18 protein-coding genes and 1 riboswitch are annotated in these 18,146 nt (G+C 47.8%); of the genes, 2 read left to right on the top strand and 16 right to left on the bottom strand.

Annotated features, from left to right (window positions below; translation table 11 throughout):
- Window positions 1–19 precede the first annotated feature (19 nt).
- From HP398_RS10325 to HP398_RS10295, 7 genes are all read right to left on the bottom strand, one after another.
- Window positions 20–1,063: a dipeptidase gene (locus HP398_RS10325; RefSeq protein ID WP_173622512.1), complete on the bottom strand. Its 1,044-nt coding sequence runs from the start codon at window positions 1,061–1,063 to the stop codon at window positions 20–22.
- A 22-nt stretch (window positions 1,064–1,085) separates the two neighbouring features.
- Window positions 1,086–1,736, bottom strand: a complete 651-nt coding sequence (locus HP398_RS10320; protein WP_173622511.1) for a helix-turn-helix transcriptional regulator — start codon at window positions 1,734–1,736, stop codon at window positions 1,086–1,088.
- A gap of 1 nt (window position 1,737) precedes the next feature.
- Window positions 1,738–2,205: a RidA family protein gene (locus tag HP398_RS10315; RefSeq protein ID WP_017247695.1), complete on the bottom strand. Its 468-nt coding sequence runs from the start codon at window positions 2,203–2,205 to the stop codon at window positions 1,738–1,740.
- A 181-nt stretch (window positions 2,206–2,386) separates the two neighbouring features.
- A complete protein-coding gene (locus HP398_RS10310) occupies window positions 2,387–3,202 on the bottom strand; it encodes a heme ABC transporter ATP-binding protein (protein WP_173622510.1) in 816 nt (271 codons plus the stop codon).
- Window positions 3,199–4,257 carry a FecCD family ABC transporter permease gene (locus HP398_RS10305; RefSeq protein ID WP_371736732.1) on the bottom strand — a complete coding sequence of 353 codons (1,059 nt, stop codon included), beginning with the start codon at window positions 4,255–4,257 and terminating at the stop codon, window positions 3,199–3,201. The genes HP398_RS10310 and HP398_RS10305 overlap by 4 nt, the downstream gene beginning before the upstream one ends.
- A 24-nt stretch (window positions 4,258–4,281) precedes the next feature.
- Entirely contained in the window at window positions 4,282–5,301 is a 1,020-nt protein-coding gene (locus HP398_RS10300; protein ID WP_173622509.1) for an ABC transporter substrate-binding protein, read from the bottom strand.
- A gap of 170 nt (window positions 5,302–5,471) precedes the next feature.
- A riboswitch (cobalamin riboswitch) is annotated at window positions 5,472–5,671 on the bottom strand.
- A 13-nt stretch (window positions 5,672–5,684) separates the two neighbouring features.
- On the bottom strand, window positions 5,685–6,779 hold the full coding sequence (locus tag HP398_RS10295) for a M24 family metallopeptidase (protein WP_173622549.1): 1,095 nt from the start codon (window positions 6,777–6,779) through the stop codon (window positions 5,685–5,687).
- Between the two features lie 73 nt (window positions 6,780–6,852).
- On the opposite strand from HP398_RS10295, the gene HP398_RS10290 reads away from it, so the two are divergent.
- Entirely contained in the window at window positions 6,853–7,674 is an 822-nt protein-coding gene (locus tag HP398_RS10290; protein WP_254476005.1) for an alpha/beta fold hydrolase, read from the top strand.
- A gap of 58 nt (window positions 7,675–7,732) precedes the next feature.
- On the opposite strand, the gene HP398_RS10285 is transcribed toward HP398_RS10290, so the two are convergent.
- The 8 genes from HP398_RS10285 to gpr form a co-directional block, all read right to left on the bottom strand.
- On the bottom strand, window positions 7,733–8,638 hold the full coding sequence (locus tag HP398_RS10285) for an ABC transporter permease (protein WP_017247689.1): 906 nt from the start codon (window positions 8,636–8,638) through the stop codon (window positions 7,733–7,735).
- 16 nt (window positions 8,639–8,654) lie between these two features.
- Complete coding sequence (locus HP398_RS10280) at window positions 8,655–9,665, bottom strand: ABC transporter permease (protein WP_017247688.1); 1,011 nt, start codon at window positions 9,663–9,665, stop codon at window positions 8,655–8,657.
- A gap of 92 nt (window positions 9,666–9,757) precedes the next feature.
- A complete protein-coding gene (locus HP398_RS10275) occupies window positions 9,758–11,413 on the bottom strand; it encodes an ABC transporter substrate-binding protein (protein ID WP_173622508.1) in 1,656 nt (551 codons plus the stop codon).
- A gap of 128 nt (window positions 11,414–11,541) precedes the next feature.
- On the bottom strand, window positions 11,542–12,513 hold the full coding sequence (locus HP398_RS10270; RefSeq protein WP_371736730.1) for an ABC transporter ATP-binding protein: 972 nt from the start codon (window positions 12,511–12,513) through the stop codon (window positions 11,542–11,544).
- Between the two features lie 18 nt (window positions 12,514–12,531).
- Window positions 12,532–13,500 carry an ABC transporter ATP-binding protein gene (locus tag HP398_RS10265; protein ID WP_173622506.1) on the bottom strand — a complete coding sequence of 323 codons (969 nt, stop codon included), beginning with the start codon at window positions 13,498–13,500 and terminating at the stop codon, window positions 12,532–12,534.
- A 313-nt stretch (window positions 13,501–13,813) separates the two neighbouring features.
- Window positions 13,814–14,122, bottom strand: coding sequence for a YqxA family protein (locus tag HP398_RS10260; RefSeq protein ID WP_007727739.1), 309 nt, complete (start codon window positions 14,120–14,122; stop codon window positions 13,814–13,816).
- A gap of 5 nt (window positions 14,123–14,127) precedes the next feature.
- A complete protein-coding gene (gene spoIIP, locus HP398_RS10255) occupies window positions 14,128–15,306 on the bottom strand; it encodes a stage II sporulation protein P (protein WP_017247684.1) in 1,179 nt (392 codons plus the stop codon).
- A 140-nt stretch (window positions 15,307–15,446) separates the two neighbouring features.
- Window positions 15,447–16,547 (bottom strand): GPR endopeptidase, encoded by a 1,101-nt coding sequence (gene gpr, locus HP398_RS10250; RefSeq protein WP_017247683.1) that lies wholly within the window; start codon window positions 16,545–16,547, stop codon window positions 15,447–15,449.
- A 177-nt stretch (window positions 16,548–16,724) separates the two neighbouring features.
- Between gpr and rpsT the strand changes: the two genes are divergently transcribed.
- The gene (gene rpsT, locus HP398_RS10245) at window positions 16,725–17,000 is read left to right on the top strand and encodes a 30S ribosomal protein S20 (protein ID WP_005833151.1); all 276 of its coding nucleotides are present in this window, start codon (window positions 16,725–16,727) and stop codon (window positions 16,998–17,000) included.
- A gap of 64 nt (window positions 17,001–17,064) precedes the next feature.
- Here rpsT and holA read toward each other — a convergent pair whose 3' ends face one another.
- Complete coding sequence (gene holA, locus HP398_RS10240; RefSeq protein ID WP_173622505.1) at window positions 17,065–18,102, bottom strand: DNA polymerase III subunit delta; 1,038 nt, start codon at window positions 18,100–18,102, stop codon at window positions 17,065–17,067.
- Between the last annotated feature and the right edge of the window lie 44 nt (window positions 18,103–18,146).

The raw sequence follows: 18,146 nt of genomic DNA, 5'->3' as shown, positions 1-18,146 counted from the left end.
ATTCCTCCTGTTATCTGATCTACTTCCACACTTCCTGATACACTCTGAGGAAATTACCACCCAAGATTCCTTCGATTTCTGCATCCGTGTACCCGCGTTTCATTAGCTCACGCGTAATTTCCGGAAGTGACGCATGGCCTTTTACTACATCAAATGGCATCTCTTTGGTTTTGGCAATCTTGTCCAAGGGCAAATATTTCGTCAAATCATCGCACAGGTCAAGGCCTATACCGATGTGCTTTGCTCCAACAAGCTTTTTCATATAGTCAACATGATCAATCAGTCTCTCAATAGTTGCGTCAGCGCTGTTAGCCGCTGTAAACATGCTAAACGCATTCAGCCCGACAAGTCCGTCCTTTTCCGCAATCGCTTTGATCTGCTCATCTGTCAGATTGCGCATCGTCGGCACGACTGTTCGGCTGTTGGAATGAGATGCAATCACGGGCTTTTCAGCAATTTCCATCACGTCCCAGAACCCTTCGTCATTCAAATGGCTCACATCGATGACGATGCCCAGCTTTTCCGCTTCCTCGATAAGGCGCACACCGAAATCAGTGATGCCCCCTTTTTTCCCTTCGCGTACCGGTGCAAAAAAGCTGCCGTCCCCAACGAAGTTGCGCCGACTCCAGACAAGCCCCATCATCCGTACTCCGAGCTCATAAAAGACACGCAAGAGACTCAGGTCGTTATGCAGTGGCTCTGCCCCTTCCAACGACAGAATGAACGATACTTTTTGCTCCGCTCTTGCCCGTTGCAAATCATCCAGATTTTTGGCGATGACGATGTGCTCGGGAGACTCTGCCGCTTCTGCATGCATAGCGCTGATCTGGTTGAGTGCCTTGCGCAGACTCATCTCTGGTACAAACGCATCCTCTACGAACACTGCTGCTACGATGGAATGCACGCCACCCTGCTGGAACCGTGGCAAATACTCTGTCTCGATCATTTTGGTTCGACCGTATCCACGCTGAATCTCCACATCCATCAGCAGATCAAAATGCCCATCTAGAACGTGAACACCGTCATGAAATTTGCGCGCCTGTTCTCTCGTTACTTCCGTCATACGGGTCATCTCCCATCTTGTTCTATGGATTTTTCTTATCGAGATAGTTGTAAACCGTGAATTTGGATATATCCAACAAATCCGCGACGTATTGCACGGCTCCTTTGATCAAAAAGAGACCCATTTCATCCAACTGGTGGATAAATTGAATCTTCTCTTCTTTTTGCATCAGGGCGATTGGTTTGCCTGTTCGTTTCAGGCAATCGTCTATCATTTGCTCCATTAAAGTCCCGACAGTCGGAGCGAAGTTCTCTTCCGCTTTTTCTGCCTCACGCTTGTCTTGGATCACCATCATCGATTCGATGAATGATTGCGCCATTGCGAGATGAGTGATATCAAGATTGATGCACAGACTGCCAATGACTTCTCCTTGCTCATCCTTGATGTAAATGGAGCTCGATTTGATCTGTTTGCCTTTGATGGTGTCGTTGCGGTAGTTGAGGTCAAAAGCTTCTTCACTGACCTTCGCCGTACGTAGAGCTTGCAGTGCCAAATTCGTTACCGGCGAACCAATTTGCCTGCCACTGACATGGCCGTTGGAAATGGCAATGATCGATGAGGAAATATCGCCTGTCAGATCATGTAACACCACTTCACAATGCTCGCCAAATGTCCGTGCCAGTCCCCCTACTACCGGAATGTAGCTTGCTAATATCGGATGTACGTTTTTCATATTACCCCTCGTTCACTTCCACAATCATCTCAATTTCGATCGGATTGTTAAACGGAAGAACAGATGTCCCAGCTGCCGCTCTCGCATGCTTACCCGCTTCACCAAAAATTTCGATGAGGAAATCAGAAGCTCCATTAACCACCCGCGGCTGCTCGTAGAAATCAGGGGCGCTGCTGACGAGTGCGAACAGCTTGACAATCCGTGTGATTCGATCCAAATCACCAATCTCGCTTTTCAAAATGGCTAGCAGATTCAGAACCGTGACCTTTGCAGCCTCGTAGCCCTGCTCGATCGTCACATCCGATCCGAGCCTGCCTAGATATATCGGGTTTCCATTTACATAGCACCCAGCACCGGATGTATAAATGACATTGCCAGTCTGTACACATGACACATAGTTCGCCATGGTTGGAGGAACTGGCGGCAACTCATACCCTAACTCTTTTAAACGCTGCTCTACTTTGGACATAAGACCATCACCTCGTCATCAATTTCATCCCTTTCTTTAACCATACTATTCTGTAAATTCTTCTTCAACAATTTTTTGTATGATAAAAAATTTATTTGAAATCCTTATACTGTAGCCTTAACAAAAAAGGACGCCGACTAGGCATCCCCTTATGAAAATCACAGAAAACTCAACTCCGCCCCTATCCGTTGGCTCCACTCATTACCTTCTGGATAGATGGTTTCACACGGATCGCTTCCGAGTAGAAATACACATGTCTTTTGCCTGTAATGGGATGGGTCGTCACTTCTGTCTCTACGCCGAAAACATTCCGAATCAGCTGGGGTGTCAAGACTTCCTCCGGCGTCCCTGAGGTAACGATTTCCCCCTCACAGATCACGTACAGACGATCACAGTACATCGCTGCGATATTGAGATCATGCAACGAAGACAAGACCGTAATTCCCAGCGTTTTGACCAGATCCATGACCTGCAATTGGTATCGAACATCCAAATGATTCGTCGGTTCATCAAGGACAAGAAACTCAGCTTGCTGCACCAACGCTCTGGCAATCAGCACCCGCTGCTTCTCCCCACCCGATAAACTGAAAAAGCTGCGATCGGCATATGTATGCATCCCTACCCGCTGTAGCGCATCTTCACAAATTCGAGCGTCTTCTGCGTTATCGGACTGAAACAGCCGTTTATGCGGAGCACGTCCCATATTCACGATTTCGGTTACCGAAAAATCGAATTCAACAGAGGACTCCTGCCGTACTGCCGCCATTCGCTGAGCGTTTTGACGTGAGGTTAACTTATACACGTCGTCGCCATCAAGCGAGATCCATCCCGAACGCGGCTTCAATACGCGATAAATGCTTTTTAGCAATGTGGACTTCCCACTGCCATTCGGCCCGATCAGCCCCACAAACTCTCCAGAGCGCACCTCCAGACTGACGTTGCGAAGGATTTCCTTTTTCTCCAGTTCGACCGATATATTCTCCACCAACAAATTCATCGTCCGCTACCTCCAAAGGAATAAGAACTCCGCAACATCAACCAGATAAAGAATGGACCTCCACACAGCGCTGTCAAAATACCAATTGGCAGCTCTTCCGGTGCAAATGCGAGCCTGGCGACTACATCAACCCAGATTAGAAATATCGCGCCAAATAAAGCGCTGACAGGAAGAACACGTCTGTGATCTGATCCGACCATCACACGGACGATGTGGGGCATCATTAATCCGACAAAACCGATTGATCCCGCGATGGACACGATTACCCCCGTGAGAAGTGCCGTGATCACCAGGAGAAGCTTGCGGAATTGTACCGTATTAACCCCCAATGTCCCCGCTGACTCCTCGCCCATCAGCATCGCATTCAACGAGCGGTATTGGGCCATTAAGACGATGAGACAGATGACGACAATCAATGTAGGAATAGTCAGGTACTCCCATTTCCCGCCAGCCAGACTTCCACTTAACCAAAACAGGACCGTCCCAATTCCATGCTCATTCGGCGCTGAAAAGACAAGGAGACTGGTAATGGCAGACAAGATCGCAGATATCGCAATTCCAGCCATGAGCAGGCGTACTGTGGAGTTTTGTCCTCCGATACGGGATAGCGTAAAAATGAGAATGATTGACACAAGGGAGCCTGTAAAAGCGCCAAAGGATAGCGCATACTGCCCGTACATGCTGAATGCTCCGAATATAATGACCGAGGTAGCTCCAACCGAAGCACCTGAAGATACACCTAACACATACGGGTCAGCCAGGGAGTTGCGAACCAACGACTGGATCGCTACTCCCACGACAGACAGACCTGCGCCGACGATCGCCCCCAAGAGTACACGCGGAAAGCGAATATCCCAAATAATCGTTTGCTCCCCTTTGGACCAATCCACCTCAATCCATTGGGTCAATATCGGAATTTTTGATAAGGCGATTTTCCATACCGTTGTCGGCTTAATCTCCACTGATCCCAAGGTAACTGCGAACGTAATCGAGAGGAAGAGTCCGACCAGTAGAGTAATGATGATATAAGGTAACTTGATCTGTTGCAGTGTTATTCCCTCCCTTAAAAGGGGTGTACTCTATTTGAATTTATCCGGGTAGAGTCCTTCCGCCAAAATTTTTAGCGCAATCGGTGCTCGAACGCCTTCAGAAGCCGCGGACAATGGCAATACCATTAGTCGTTGATTTTTAATCGCCGGGATATCCGCCAGTTCTTTTTTGGTCAAAAGGAAATTGCGTTTTTGCTCAACGGTTCTATCACCGTAGTCTACGATAATAATCACGTCAGGATTGCGACTCACTACTTGTTCCCAACTGACCTCTGCCCAACCCTTTTGAATGTCATCAAAAATGTTCTTACCACCAGCAGTCTTGATTAAGGACGTCATGTAGTTGTTGGCTGCTGTGAATGGTTTATCTTCTCCGTTGTCGTACACGAATACTTTAAGCGGCTCGTCCACTTTGCCAATTTTACTAATCGTTTGATCCAATTCACTCTTCATTTTATTAATCAAATCATTGGCTTTGTCTTCCACACGGAAAATGCGTCCAATATTCGTAATGTCTGCAAACACATCGTCGATTGTCGGGCCAGGCATGCTAGAAGACGCTTGCAGATACGATTTGATGCCGACCTTTTCCAAATCCTGCATCGATCCTACACCCTTTTCGCCGAAGCCGCTTTTCCATCCGGCGTACACGAAGTCTGGGTTCGCTGCCAGCAGCACTTCTTTCGTAGGATACTTGTCAGACAGTACCGGAATCTTGTCGTAATCTGCTTTTAACTCTGGAAGGATTTTATCGTCTAGGTATGCAGTTCCGACCATTTTATCAGCCAGGCCCAATGCCAGCATGATTTCGGTAACGTGTTGGTTCAAAGTCACTGCACGCTCAGGTGCTGTTGGATAGGTCATTTCGATGCCATTATTGGTTAGTGTTACAGGCTTGCTCTCTGCTGCTGGTGCAGCCGTTTGTTCGGTTTTGGCTGGAGCCTGTGTTGTCGTAGTGGAGCCGCATGCCGAAACCAAAAGCATGGCAGCTGTCATGATACCGAAAGCTAGTCCTTTCATTACTGTATGTGGTTTGTTTGTCTTCAACATCTGTAATCCCCTTCTCTGTATGTATATGATGAGTTGAACGAAATCCTCCACAAAAAAAGCACCCCCCATTTCAATCGGGAGGTGCATGACAAACGTAGATATAGCTATAAGCAGGCACAAAGGCGCCGTTTCATAGGCTGTTTCCACATCTGCCCCATCCTCGTGGGTCGATTGTATATGATCGCATGGCAGGTCTCCTGGCTTACGAATCAACACACCCAGCTACCTTCCCATTTTTTGTCTCGCAAAAAACAGTGGCTATTCGCTAGTTGCTCCTCGTTACAGTGGCGGGACCGCGCCGGTTTCTCACCGGACTTCCCTTTTAAGCTGACGGCATATGCCATCTAGCACCATTCGATACGTATTCAATTTTTACGATTTATTCATTCATTGATAGTAGTCAGTTTTTTCGGGAACTGCGTGAGAATTTCAACGCCCGTTTCCGTAACCAATACATCGTCTTCAATCCGCACTCCGCCTACACCTGGCAGATAGATGCCTGGCTCGATCGTAAAGACCATCCCTGGACGAAGCACTTCTTGGTTCTGGCTGTGAACAGATGGATATTCATGTACATCCATCCCAAGTCCATGCCCAAGACGGTGCATGAAGTATTCTCCGTAGCCTTTTGCGGTGATGACATCGCGAGCGGTTTTATCCAAATGCGCAAAAGTCACACCCGGACGAATCTCAGCAATGGCCGCTTCGTTGGCAGCCAATACTGTCTCGTAAATTTCTTGAAGCTGAGCACTGATCTCGCCTACAGCAAAGGTACGGGTAATATCGGATACATATCCGTTGGCTGCTACCCCGATATCAAACAAAAGCAAGTCGCCTTCTTGCACCTGGCGCGTTCCTGGTTTCCCGTGTGGCAGTGCCGACTTCTCCCCTGCCAATACCATGGATGTAAAGGACGGACCTTCGGCACCCAAGCGCTTCATCTGGAATTCCAGCTCAGCTACGATTTCTGTCTCGGTCATGCCTGTCTTGACTTTTTTCAGGGTCTCCCGCAAGGACTCCTCGACCAACTGAACAGCGTGCTTCAAACGCTCCACTTCATCCGCCGATTTGATCAAACGCATTTCACGCAGTGGCTCTTCCACATCCACATAGCTCGACGCCAGAACAACTTGTCCAAGTGCTTCATAGCGCTCGACAGTCATATGACTTTTTTCAATACCGAGCTTCGTCAAGTTCGCTGGCAACACTTGCTTGAGGATTTCATAGGGGTTTTGGATATCCGTATGTGTATGGATATCTTGAACGAACGAAGCCTCTGCGGCTGCCTCACGATCAAGAGCAGGTACAATCAAAGAAGGTTTTCCCTCAGCAGGAATAACGAGACCCATAAAACGTTCATGCGGGTCTGTAAAAAATCCGGTCAAATAGTAAACGTGCTTAGGGGAGGTAATCAACACCGCGTTCAGCTCTTGCTCTGTCAAAAACGTGTGGAGCTTCGAAATGCGCTCTTGAAACAACTTCTTCACCCTGCTTTCACCAATTATTCTATTGCGAGAATACCACTTCCCCATCAAAAAAAGAAGAGTTCAAATGAAAAATCTACTTCATATCGGACAACCTAAGGGTGGGGTGAAAATGAAAATGGAACAAATACTCGTCCATCAGGATGGCAAGCAGTTTGCTTTTCACATATCGGGAAAAGGCCAGCCGTTATTGTGTATCCATGCGCCATGCATCGGCTCTATCAATTTTGTTTATCAGCAAACACTCGCAGATACATATCAGATCATTGTCCCTGATTTGCCCGGACATGGCGACAGTTCACCGATGGAGAAGCCCTTTTCCATTGGGGAGCTGGCAGAACAGCTCCATAAGCTTGTCCAGTCACTCGGCATTGAACGTCCCTTTATTTTGGGGTACTCCCAAGGTGTTTCCATCGCCCTTGAATATTGTCTTCGCTATTCGGATGCTGTAAAAGGCGCCATACTCGTGAGCGGCTTTTCCGAAGTGAATGACCTGTATTTACATGGACGATTTTGGATGGCACAGGCAATGTCGATGCTTCACGGAGTCCCTCTTCTTGCCCGTTCGATTGCTTCCTCACATGTCGCTGACCCAGAAATGCGTGAAAAATGGACGGTACAGGCCTCCAAAACAGATCCCACTAGCCTGAAATACCTTTACGCTGCCGGACATCGTTATCATTGTACGGAGCGTCTGGGCAACATCCAGCTTCCGATTTTACTTGCCTATGGCAAACAAGATCAACGGATGCACCATTATGCGCAGATGCTTACCATGAAATTGCCAAAAGCAAAACTCGAGATGATCCCTAACGTGAAGCATCAAGTCATCACGAAAGCTGCTCCTGCTTTCAATCAGTTGTGCCGCACCTTCATGGAAGAAGCATAAAAAAAGAAAAGACAGAAGGACGGGTACCTCCAGCCCCTTCTGTCTTTTTGCGTTTTGACTAGCTCTTCATACGCGGGTCGAGTGCATCGCGCAAGCCGTCCCCGATTAAGTTAAAGCCGAGAACTGTCAGCATGATAGAGAGCCCCGGAAAAATAACAGTCCATGGTGCTTTCTGAATGTACTGACGTGAATCAGCGAGCATTTTTCCCCATTCTGGTTCTGGCGCTTGTGCTCCCAGTCCGAGAAAGCCAAGTGCAGCTGCTTCGATAATCGCTGTTGCGATCCCCATCGTCCCGGTCACAATGATTGGTGCGAGGCTGTTCGGCAAAATATGCTGCATGATAATCCGGGAATTTTTCATCCCAATTGCCCGTGCGGCCATAACGAATTCTTCTTCCTTCAAGCTCAATACGCGGGCGCGTACTAACCGTCCAAATGTCGGAATGTTAATAATCGCAATCGCAATCAAGGCGTTTTGCAAGGAAGGACCCAAGATGGCAACAACAGCGATTGCCAACAGAATACTAGGAAAGGCAAGCATAATATCAAAGATACGCGAAATAATCGTATCGATCCATCTGCCATAGTATCCTGCCAAAAGACCGAGCAAGGTCCCTGCGAGAACGGAGCCAATGACAGAGAACGTCCCTACCCACAAAGAGATTTGTGCCCCATAAATCACGCGACTAAATACATCGCGACCATTGTAATCTGTTCCAAACCAATGCTCTTCGGAAGGTGGCTTGTTTTTCATCACGAGCTTGCCTTCATCGTACGGATACGGAGCAATCCATGGAGCTAAAACCGCCACAACAATGAAAAACAAAATAATCCCGAAGCCCACCAACGCGAGCTTGTTTTTTCGTAGCGTTCTCCATGCATCCTTCCAAGGAGAGACGACTTCTTCTTGCTTCACTTTTAAAGGTACTACATGTGCTTGTGGTTGTAATTGTGGTTGTGCCATGTCTCTTCGTCCCTCCTTAGCGATATTTGATGCGTGGATCGATATAGGCGTACAGAAGGTCGACCAAGAGGTTGATCAGGACGAAAATCGTCGCGATCACAAGGATACCGGATTGGATAACCGGATAGTCACGGTTTCCAATGGCGGTCACAATATAACGACCGACACCTGGCCATCCGAAGATCGTTTCTGTCAAAACAGCTCCACCCAACAGCAACCCTGTTTGTAAACCAATTACCGTCAAGACAGGGATCATCGCATTCTTCAGTGCATGCTTGTACACCACCCAAAACTGTGCTAGCCCTTTTGCACGAGCGGTTCTGACATAGTCGGCACGCATGACTTCCAACATGCTCGATCGAGTAATACGCGCAATGATCGCCATCGGGATCGTACCTAACGCGATTCCTGGCAGGATCAAATGCTTGATGACTTCCCACAGCTGATCCCAACTTCCAGCGATCATCGTATCCAGTATATAAAAGTGCGTAATGGCCTCTACGGGATTACGCGAATCGTCGCGACCAACTGATGGCAGCCATTTCAGTTCTTGGGCAAACACCCACTGCTCCATCAAACCTAGCCAAAAAATTGGCATGGATACACCAACCAAGGCGATCAACATCGCACAGTAGTCAAACCAGGAGTTTTGCTTCCACGCAGAAAGAATTCCTGCATTTACACCGATAAACACAGCAATCAGCATACTCACAATCGTAAGTTCAGTCGTCGCCGCCAAATAAGGCAAGATTTCATCTGAAATCGGCGCATTCGTTTGTAACGATTCCCCAAGATTTCCGCTCAAAATATCTTTCATATAATCGAAATACTGTATGTACCACGGATTATTCAATCCCAATGCCTCTCGTATGTCTGCAATCGCTTGTGGTGTTGCCTTTTCTCCCAAAATCGTCAAAGCCGGATCACCAGGGATGGCACGAATAATGGAAAAAACGATGATTGACATGCCCACTAAGACAGGAATGAGCATTAAAATTCTTCGAATGCTGTAAGCTAGCAATGCCATCTCCTCGCCTTCCTGCATAAAATAATCGCCAAGTAATGAAAGAAGGGTAAGAAGAGGTATGCACTCCTCTTACCCTTTTACGATGAACCAGCTTACTTGAAATCTACTTTTTCCAAACTTTCAGACCCTTTTGGATGCGGGCTGTAGTCTATGATATTCGCTTTTCCAGCCAATGCTGGTGTAGAGTGTGCCAGCGGAACCATTGGCACGTCCTTGAAGATGATCTCTTGTACTTGTTTGTACAGTTTATCGCGCTCCGCCTGGTCTGGAGTGGACTGTGCTTTCATCATCAATTGATGTGCTTCTTCGTTTGCCCAGCGTGTATAGTTGTTGCTGCCGATGTTGTTTTTGTCGAGCAACACAGCCAGGAAGTTGTCAGGGTCGCCATTGTCACCTGTCCAACCAAGCATGAACATTTCTTGCTCACCCAAGCGAGTCTTTTCCAAATACGTTGCCCATTCCATCGTCACGATCTCAGCATCAACCCCGATTTTCTTCAGGTCTTGCTGGATTGCCTCTGCAATCTTCACACCTTCAGGCATGTATGGACGCGGTACTGGCATTGCCCAGAACTTGATTTTGAAACCGTTTGGATGTCCTGCTTCTGCAAGCAATTGTTTTGCTTTATCGAGGTTGAACTCACGATCTTTAATATCGTTGTTATGTCCCCACATGGTCTTTGGCATTGGGTTGACTGCTGGTTCTCCAACGCCATCGAAGAAGGCCGTTACGATTTCAGGTTTGTTAATTGCATAAGCAATGGCTTCACGAACTTTTGGATTGTCGAGTGGCTTCTTCTCTACGTTAAAGCCAATGTAACCAATGTTATTAGTAGGACGGAGGAATAGTTGCAGCTCTTTGTTGTCTTTTACTGCTGGGATATCATCTGTGTTCAGACCATCCATCAAATCGATCTCACCTGATGCCAAAGCAGTCAGACGCGCCGTATTTTCTGGAATGACCTTGAATACCAATTTATCCAATTTCGGGAACCCTTTGTTCCAGTAATCAGGGTTTTTCTCGAGAGTGATGGTGTCGTTACGTTTCCACTCAACGAATTTGAATGGTCCTGTACCAATTGGGTGCTCATTGAACTTTTTAACATCTTTTTTCAATGCTTCAGGCGAACCGATTGCAAAAGGAGACATAGCCAGGTTAGCAAGGAATGGAGCGAGTGGACGAGTCAGTGTGAATTTTACAGTCGTTGGATCTACTGCTTCCACGGATTTGATTACGTGATTCGCATCGCCTTTGTAGCCACCAAACTGGCTAATGTAATACTCGAAGCCCTCTGGCGAATGCTGTGGATGGCTCTTGTCGCTCCAGCGCTCAAAGTTGTATTTGACCGCCTCTGCATTGAAATCAGTACCGTCGTGGAACTTCACGCCAGATTTCAGTGTCAGCGTATAAACAAGACCATCAGGAGATACTTCCCACTTGTCAGCCAACGATGGAGCGAGCTCTGTTGAGCCGTCAGCAAAACCGATCAAAGTATCCATGATGTTCTCTGTTACTTTGAAGGTCTCACCATCTGTTTGTCCGATTGGGTCAAGCCCCTTTGTGTCTGCACCCCGACCGACGATTAATTGCTTCGGTCCAGTTTTTGCAGGCTCAGTTGCAGGTGCCGGAGTTTCTGTCTTTGGTTGTTCTGCCGGCGCTTGTGTCGTTGGAGTGCTAGCGCATCCAGCAATCAGCATGGCCAGCGCCACTAGGCTGGTCATGGTTGCGGAGAGAACTCTCTTCTTCATGAAAACATCCCCCTTTTTCTAATAATGTTCGCATGTTCCTTTTTGGTAGATGGTCGATACAATACCTATTGCTTTGCATCCCCCCTTTACAAGACTTCCTATTCGGCAGGCAGACTCCCTTTTGTCGATTAGGACTTGTATAAGTGACAAGCAACAAAGTGTCCGTCGCCTGCGTCCATAAATTCTGGTCGCACAGTACGACACTCCTCTGTCACATGGGGACACCTCGTATGGAATGTACAGCCACTTGGAGGTTTTGCAGGGCTCGGCACATCTCCCTGGAGGATGACTCTTTCTCGTACAGCATCAGGGTCTGGCGAAGGTACCGCCGACAGCAATGCTTTCGTATAGGGATGAAGCGGATTGGAATACAATTGGCTACTCGTCGTCAGTTCGACAATTCTGCCAAGGTACATCACGCCTACCCGATCACTGATGTGACGCACTACACTCAAATCATGGGCAATGAACAAGTATGTAAGGCCGAATTCGCGTTGCAAATCCTGCATGAGATTGAGCACCTGCGACTGAATGGACACGTCCAGTGCAGACACGGGCTCATCCGCAACGATCAATTTGGGCTTGAGCATCAGTGCTCTCGCAATACCGATCCGCTGCCTCTGTCCTCCGCTGAATTGATGCGGATAACGGCTCGCATGATAGCTGCTCAGACCAACGATCTCCAGCATTTCCTGCACGCACTTTTTTCGTTCTGCCGAAGAACCCAAACCATGTACAATCAAGGGCTCTTCCAAAATTTTCTCAATATTATGTCTAGGGTTAAGTGAAGCAAACGGGTCCTGAAAGACAATTTGCATGTCACGTCTCATCTTTCTCATCGCATCTGTTGAAAGCGACATGACATTGGTCCCGTCAAAGGTGATTTCACCGGAGGTCGGTTCAATCAGTCGCAGCAAGGAACGTCCCGTCGTGGACTTTCCACAGCCGCTCTCACCTACCAGCCCCAAAGTTTCTCCACTCTTAACAGTAAACGATACATCATCTACCGCCTTTACTACACCTACTTCCCCTCCAAGAACACCGCCTGTGATTGGGTAGTATTTTTTCAAATTTTTTACGATCAGAAGATCTTCTGCCACCTGCATGCTCCTCTCGGGTTATTCGGTCAGCCAGCAGCGGGAAAGGTGATTGTCCCCTACCACTTTTAATTCTGGCATCTCACTGCGGCATCGGTCTGATACTTTATCGCATCTAGGTGCAAAACGGCATCCGACAGTAAGCGAACCCGGAATCGGGACGTTGCCTGGAATCGAATAGAGACGCTCCTGTGATCCTTCTAGCTTCGGCAACGAATTCAACAAGCCGATCGTATAAGGATGCTTCGGATTTTTTAAGATCTTACGAACGTCGCCTTGTTCAATCACGTTTCCTGCGTACATCACCACGACGCGGTGACACATTTCCGCAACGACTCCAAGATCGTGGGTAATGAGGAGAATGGCTGTGTCTGCTTCCCGGTTGAGTTGGCGCATCAGGTCCAAAATCTGCGCTTGAATCGTCACGTCGAGCGCGGTAGTAGGCTCGTCTGCAATCAAAAGCTCAGGATTGCAAGCCATTGCCATCGCAATCATGACACGCTGCCGCATTCCCCCGGAAAGCTGGTGCGGGTATTCATCGACGATGGCTTCTGCTCGAGGAATTCCGACTTTTTTCAACATCTCAATGGCACGTGCTCTTGCGTCCTTTTTGCTCGCCTTCGTATGTAATCGGACTGATTCTCCTATCTGGTCTCCAATCGTAAACACCGGATTTAACGACGTCATCGGCTCCTGAAAGATCATCGCAATTTCATTTCCGCGGATGTCTCTCATTCGCTTTTCGTCGACAGATACGAGGTCCTCCCCCTTGAATTTAATCGAGCCTCCCACGATTCTCCCTGGGGGATTGGGTACTAGCTTCATAACGGAAAGGGAGGTAACGCTCTTTCCGCAGCCGGATTCTCCTACGATGCCGACTACTTCTCCTTTTTGTACCGTGATCGTCACGCCATCAACGGCAGGGATTTGGCCGCGGTCCGTGAAAAAGTGCGTTTGCAGGTTTTCGATTTGTAGGACAGGATGTGACACGTGGCTCACCTCTCTCACCGATATATACTTCCAAAATAGACCTATCAGTAGACATTATGCCATTTATTCAATTTTTTCGCAACACAATAAATTCAAACTATTATCTCTTTACTGATTAAAAAGAATATTTCACTTGCGTTTTAAAATTATGTAAAAGAATTTTATGATAGCCCTTTCATTGTTGATGTAGCCTCACTTGCACTGTTTTAGCAGATCGAATGAAGCATCTGTGGTCGCATGCAAAAGACCCGCCTGTACGGGTCTTTTGTCACTGGGGCTTTCTGCACCCCTTCTTTTTGCGCATAAACCATTTTCACGGTTCAAAAAAACTCCCTACCCAATCGACAAAACTCTGCGCCCCACTTTTAATGCTTCCACCCAAAGTCAAACCGATCCGACTGACGTAGTTGACCATTTCCTTCGGGTTGGCGGTCTGAACCTGCTTGCCCATTACCGCGATCTCCACTTGCCCTTGATCCACTTTTTTGATGGAAAAGGTTTGAGCCTGCCCCTCAGGCACTCCACTTACCTTGGATATTCCACGCTCAGCCGTTTGCAATCCCAAAACTACCCCGACCAGCAAGATGATTAACAGTCCAGTCAGCTTCATCGTCACGTTCATGCCCGTCACCTCTTTGCAGGCTCGTCAGAAACTGTTTTGCCTACTTTTTCAGCTTGCTGATAATAGGCTGCGAAAACATCAGCCAATGCTTCTGCCGTATTCATGCTTTCCTGCACGCTGTTTTCCGTACCACCTATTTCTATTAACAGACTTCCCGGGGAGAGGGACTGATTATACTCGCCATGATCCGTTTTTGCGCCTTTTTCCATCACGCCACGCGAAAGCTCTGGGTACATTTTTTCCATCAACTCATGAAGCTCCGTTGCAAACGCCTCATTTTTCTCGTAGCTTTTGTTTCTTTTCCCGATGACGAACAATACTCTTCCATACGTTTTTCCTTTGATCGTGACCGTTGTACGCTCTCGTGGCGCTGTGTCTCGATGCAGATCGAAAAAGTAGTACAGCTCCTTGTTTTTCACCGTTGCTGATTTGACTACTTGCAAAGATTCCGCGTAGGAGAAGGAGTAGTGCATTTTTTTGTTCAACAGCTGCTGATAGATGTCGTCGGTGCTCACGTCCGAACCAATTCCTCTGTCATTCAACGCTTCTGATAAATACTTGCTGATTAACGATATATTTCTCGTAGGATGATCGACGGAGGTTCCCACTGGCTTCGTTTCACTGAACCACGATTCACGATTGTGCGAGTTGTAGACGTAAACGATTTTTTTGCCGTTCGTGATGGAATTGGGTACAGGAACTGGCTTCGTTTCGCCTGACTTCGTGGTATCCTCCGGCTTTGGCTCTACGATCGGAACTACTTGCGATTGATCCTCTACCTGTCTCGGATGAGCGGGGTACTCCAAATAAAAATCTGCGAGAGAAGCTCCTTTTCCCTGTACGACAAACCTGGCATCCTCTGTCGTTACCATCCCAGGGAGCTCCCTGCCTAGTAAGCTACGCAAGTCTCCTGGCTGTATATTGGTTGCCAAGCGAAAGAGAAAACCCGTTACGCTATTCGTGCGATCATCAGCCTGTGCTTGCACCGTTTCGGACAAAACCGGAATTTCCTGCCCCATCCACCCCAAAATCGCCAGACTGGAAATATGAGAAGCGGCCTGTTGAATGGCGGAGGAAGAAATTGCGATTCGGTTCCCGCCGAGCGAAAGCACTCCTGTCATGACAAACAGGAAGGCGGTTATAAATGAAAGAACAACGAATTGGCGTTGAATGAGGGTCGCCATCTGTCTCACTCCTCTAGCTGTAGCATGTTTGCACGTCGGGAGAACTTCCCCTCGTGCTTGTCTATGCTTTAGCTTATGAGGCTCATAGAGACGATAGAACCCTTTTCTAGCTTTTCTCTCTCACTCTAGCTTTTTACGACTTAGTGGGTATACGAGCCGCTATTTTCTTCATTCACTGCACTGTGCAAGGCGCGATTCAGACCTGTTGCGATCACATTCGCCACGCCTTCAATAAAATCGTCCACTTCTTTTGGGGTGACAACCAGATCCTGTCCAAGCGGTCGGAGGACCTCATGAATCAGTTGTCGTTTCTCTTCTTCCGGCAGTGAACCTACCAATCCCATGAATGTCTTACGTGATTCCATGTCGGGCAAGTCCTCTTCCGTATACGGTTCCTTACGCTCTGGCAGCGTGCTCATTGCCAGTTTGTTAAACGCCCGCTTGCTCTCCACCATCGATTGTCCAAAATGCCCCATCAAGTACGTAATTGCATCATTGACAATCGTGGAGGCAAAAACGACCGTAGGGACTCCTATCGCAATCACAGGTACACCAAGCGTTGACTGATCAATCGCTTTGCGCTTGTTTCCGACCCCTGAACCGGGATGAATCCCTGTATCCGATATTTGAATCGTCGTGTTGACCCGGTGCAGAGCGCGGGACGCAAGAGCATCGATACAGATGACAAAATCGGGTTTGCTTTTTTCCACGACACCAAAAATAATCTCACTCGTTTCTATACCCGTAATCCCAAGGACACCCGGTGATAGCGCACTGACTTCCCGATACCCTTCTCCAACGGTTTCAGGCGCCAGCGTGTACAGATGACGTGTAATCAACAAATTTTCCACAACCATCGGCCCCAGCGCATCCGGGGTCACATTCCAGTTGCCGAGACCAACGACGAGAGCCTTTTTGTCCTCAGTGATTCCCAGTTGTTTGAGAAACATGGCAAATTCGACGGAGAATCGCTTGGCCACCTGCTCTTCGATCGAGGTATCATTATCCCGCAGCTTTGGCACTTCAATCGTAAGGTAATGCCCCGGAAGCTTGCCGATTTCCTTCCCCGCTCCCTCTGTTTCCACATGTAATCTCGTTACTTTCACATTGGGCTCGCTGTCATCAGCTTGCAGCCAAACGCCCTCAATATCGCTCTGGTTTTGTTGCTGGGCAAGCTCGTGGGCCTCCACTGCAAGATCCGTACGAATGGAATAACCAGACAAATCAATGTTATGTGCCATGTTCATCAGCTCCTTTGATCCGAAGTGAATAAAGTCCTGACCATTTTGTTCCTGCTACTAGCTTGCTTGAATCCTTCATTTTTATTCCGAATCCTTTCTTGCAAATGGGTTCGCCCCATGCTAGAATTACTTTGTTGTATGACTGTATGTCTATGGTCGTCTAAGGAGGTGACACACATGCCAAATATTAAATCCGCGATTAAACGCACCAAAACAATCGAAAAGCGTCGCGCACACCGTGCTTCTCAAAAGTCTGATCTGCGTACTTCCATCAAGAGCTTTGAGAAAGCTGTCGCTGCTTCCGATGTAGCATTGGCGAAATCTACTCTTCTGGTGGCTGTGAAAAAGCTGGACAAGGCCGCTTCGAAAGGTCTCATTCATAAAAACGCAGCAAACCGTCAAAAGTCTCGTTTGATGAAAAAGCTTAACGTTCTGAGCGCTCCTGTAGCGTAAGAGACCAAGCGCAAAAAAACCCCGTGAACATCTTGTTCTAGGGGTTTTTTTACTGTAATAAACGTCATGACCGTTTTGTTCGTTCGTCATGTGCACGTGCAATGAATAATTCGAGGGCGAGACGTTTGTCTACCTGCCCTGACTTCATCCGAAAATCTTCTTCCGCCAGAATGCCCAGTAGTTTTTTCAACGACTCCTCAGAAAAATGACGTGCTTGCTCCATTGCTTTTTTTACCGCGTAAGGATGCATCTTAATCATACCTGCCATCTGTTGCTGCGAATAACCACGCGGCGCCAATTGCTTGACATGCAACAGCATGCGGAACTGCCTCGCCAAGAGAGCCAGCAGCTTAATCGGCTCCTCTCCTGTTTTCATGCAGTCGTACATCATCCTGAGTGCCTTGTCCAATCTCCCCGAAGCGACCTGCTCAATTAGCGCAAATACATCCTGCTCCAGCGTACGTGCTCCAAGCAGCTCGATGACGTTGTCCGTGATGCTTTCACCCACCCCGACAAACAGAGCCATCTTTTCGATTTCCTTGTCCAGAAGACGCAACTCGGCTCCTACTCGCTCCACAAGCTTCATGGCTTGCTGACGATCGATTTTCGCCTGGTATTTACCCGCATGCCGCTCTACCCAGCCGTACAAATCTCCGTCTTTTAACAACGGAAAGGGGATCACTTTCGCTTTTTGCTGCAGCGTCTTGACCAGCTTTTTTCGTTCATCGAGCTTGTCAGCTTCTGTATGTAAAATAAGTGTGGTGTAGGGAGGCGGATTTTGCAAATAATCGAGCAAAGCATCCGGGTCGCTTTCTACCTTAGTCGAAGGCTTACTTCCTGTTAAAAAGTAGGCTTGTCTGGCAATCACCAATCGATGCTCGCCCATAAACGGCAAGGTTTCCGCATCCTGTAGAATTTCACTCAATCCTATTTCAGTACAATCATACACACTCATATTCAAATCCGTAAATTCTGGATCAATCATTTCTTTACGAGCCAACGCCAAAAAATCTTCGGCCAGAAAAGACTCCGGCCCGTATAAGACGTAGATCGGCGAGAATTGTTTTTGCCGTATTTCGCGAATAGCCGATAGGAGTGGCATACGTTTTCTCCCCTTTCCTTCTTCTTACCTGCGTTATTATAGCA

The organism is Brevibacillus sp. HB1.4B (assembly GCF_013284285.1).
In the GTDB taxonomy this organism is placed as follows: domain Bacteria; phylum Bacillota; class Bacilli; order Brevibacillales; family Brevibacillaceae; genus Brevibacillus; species Brevibacillus porteri.
The sequence above is the reverse complement of the archived record's forward strand: the minus strand, read 5'-3'. Positions and strand labels throughout refer to the sequence as shown.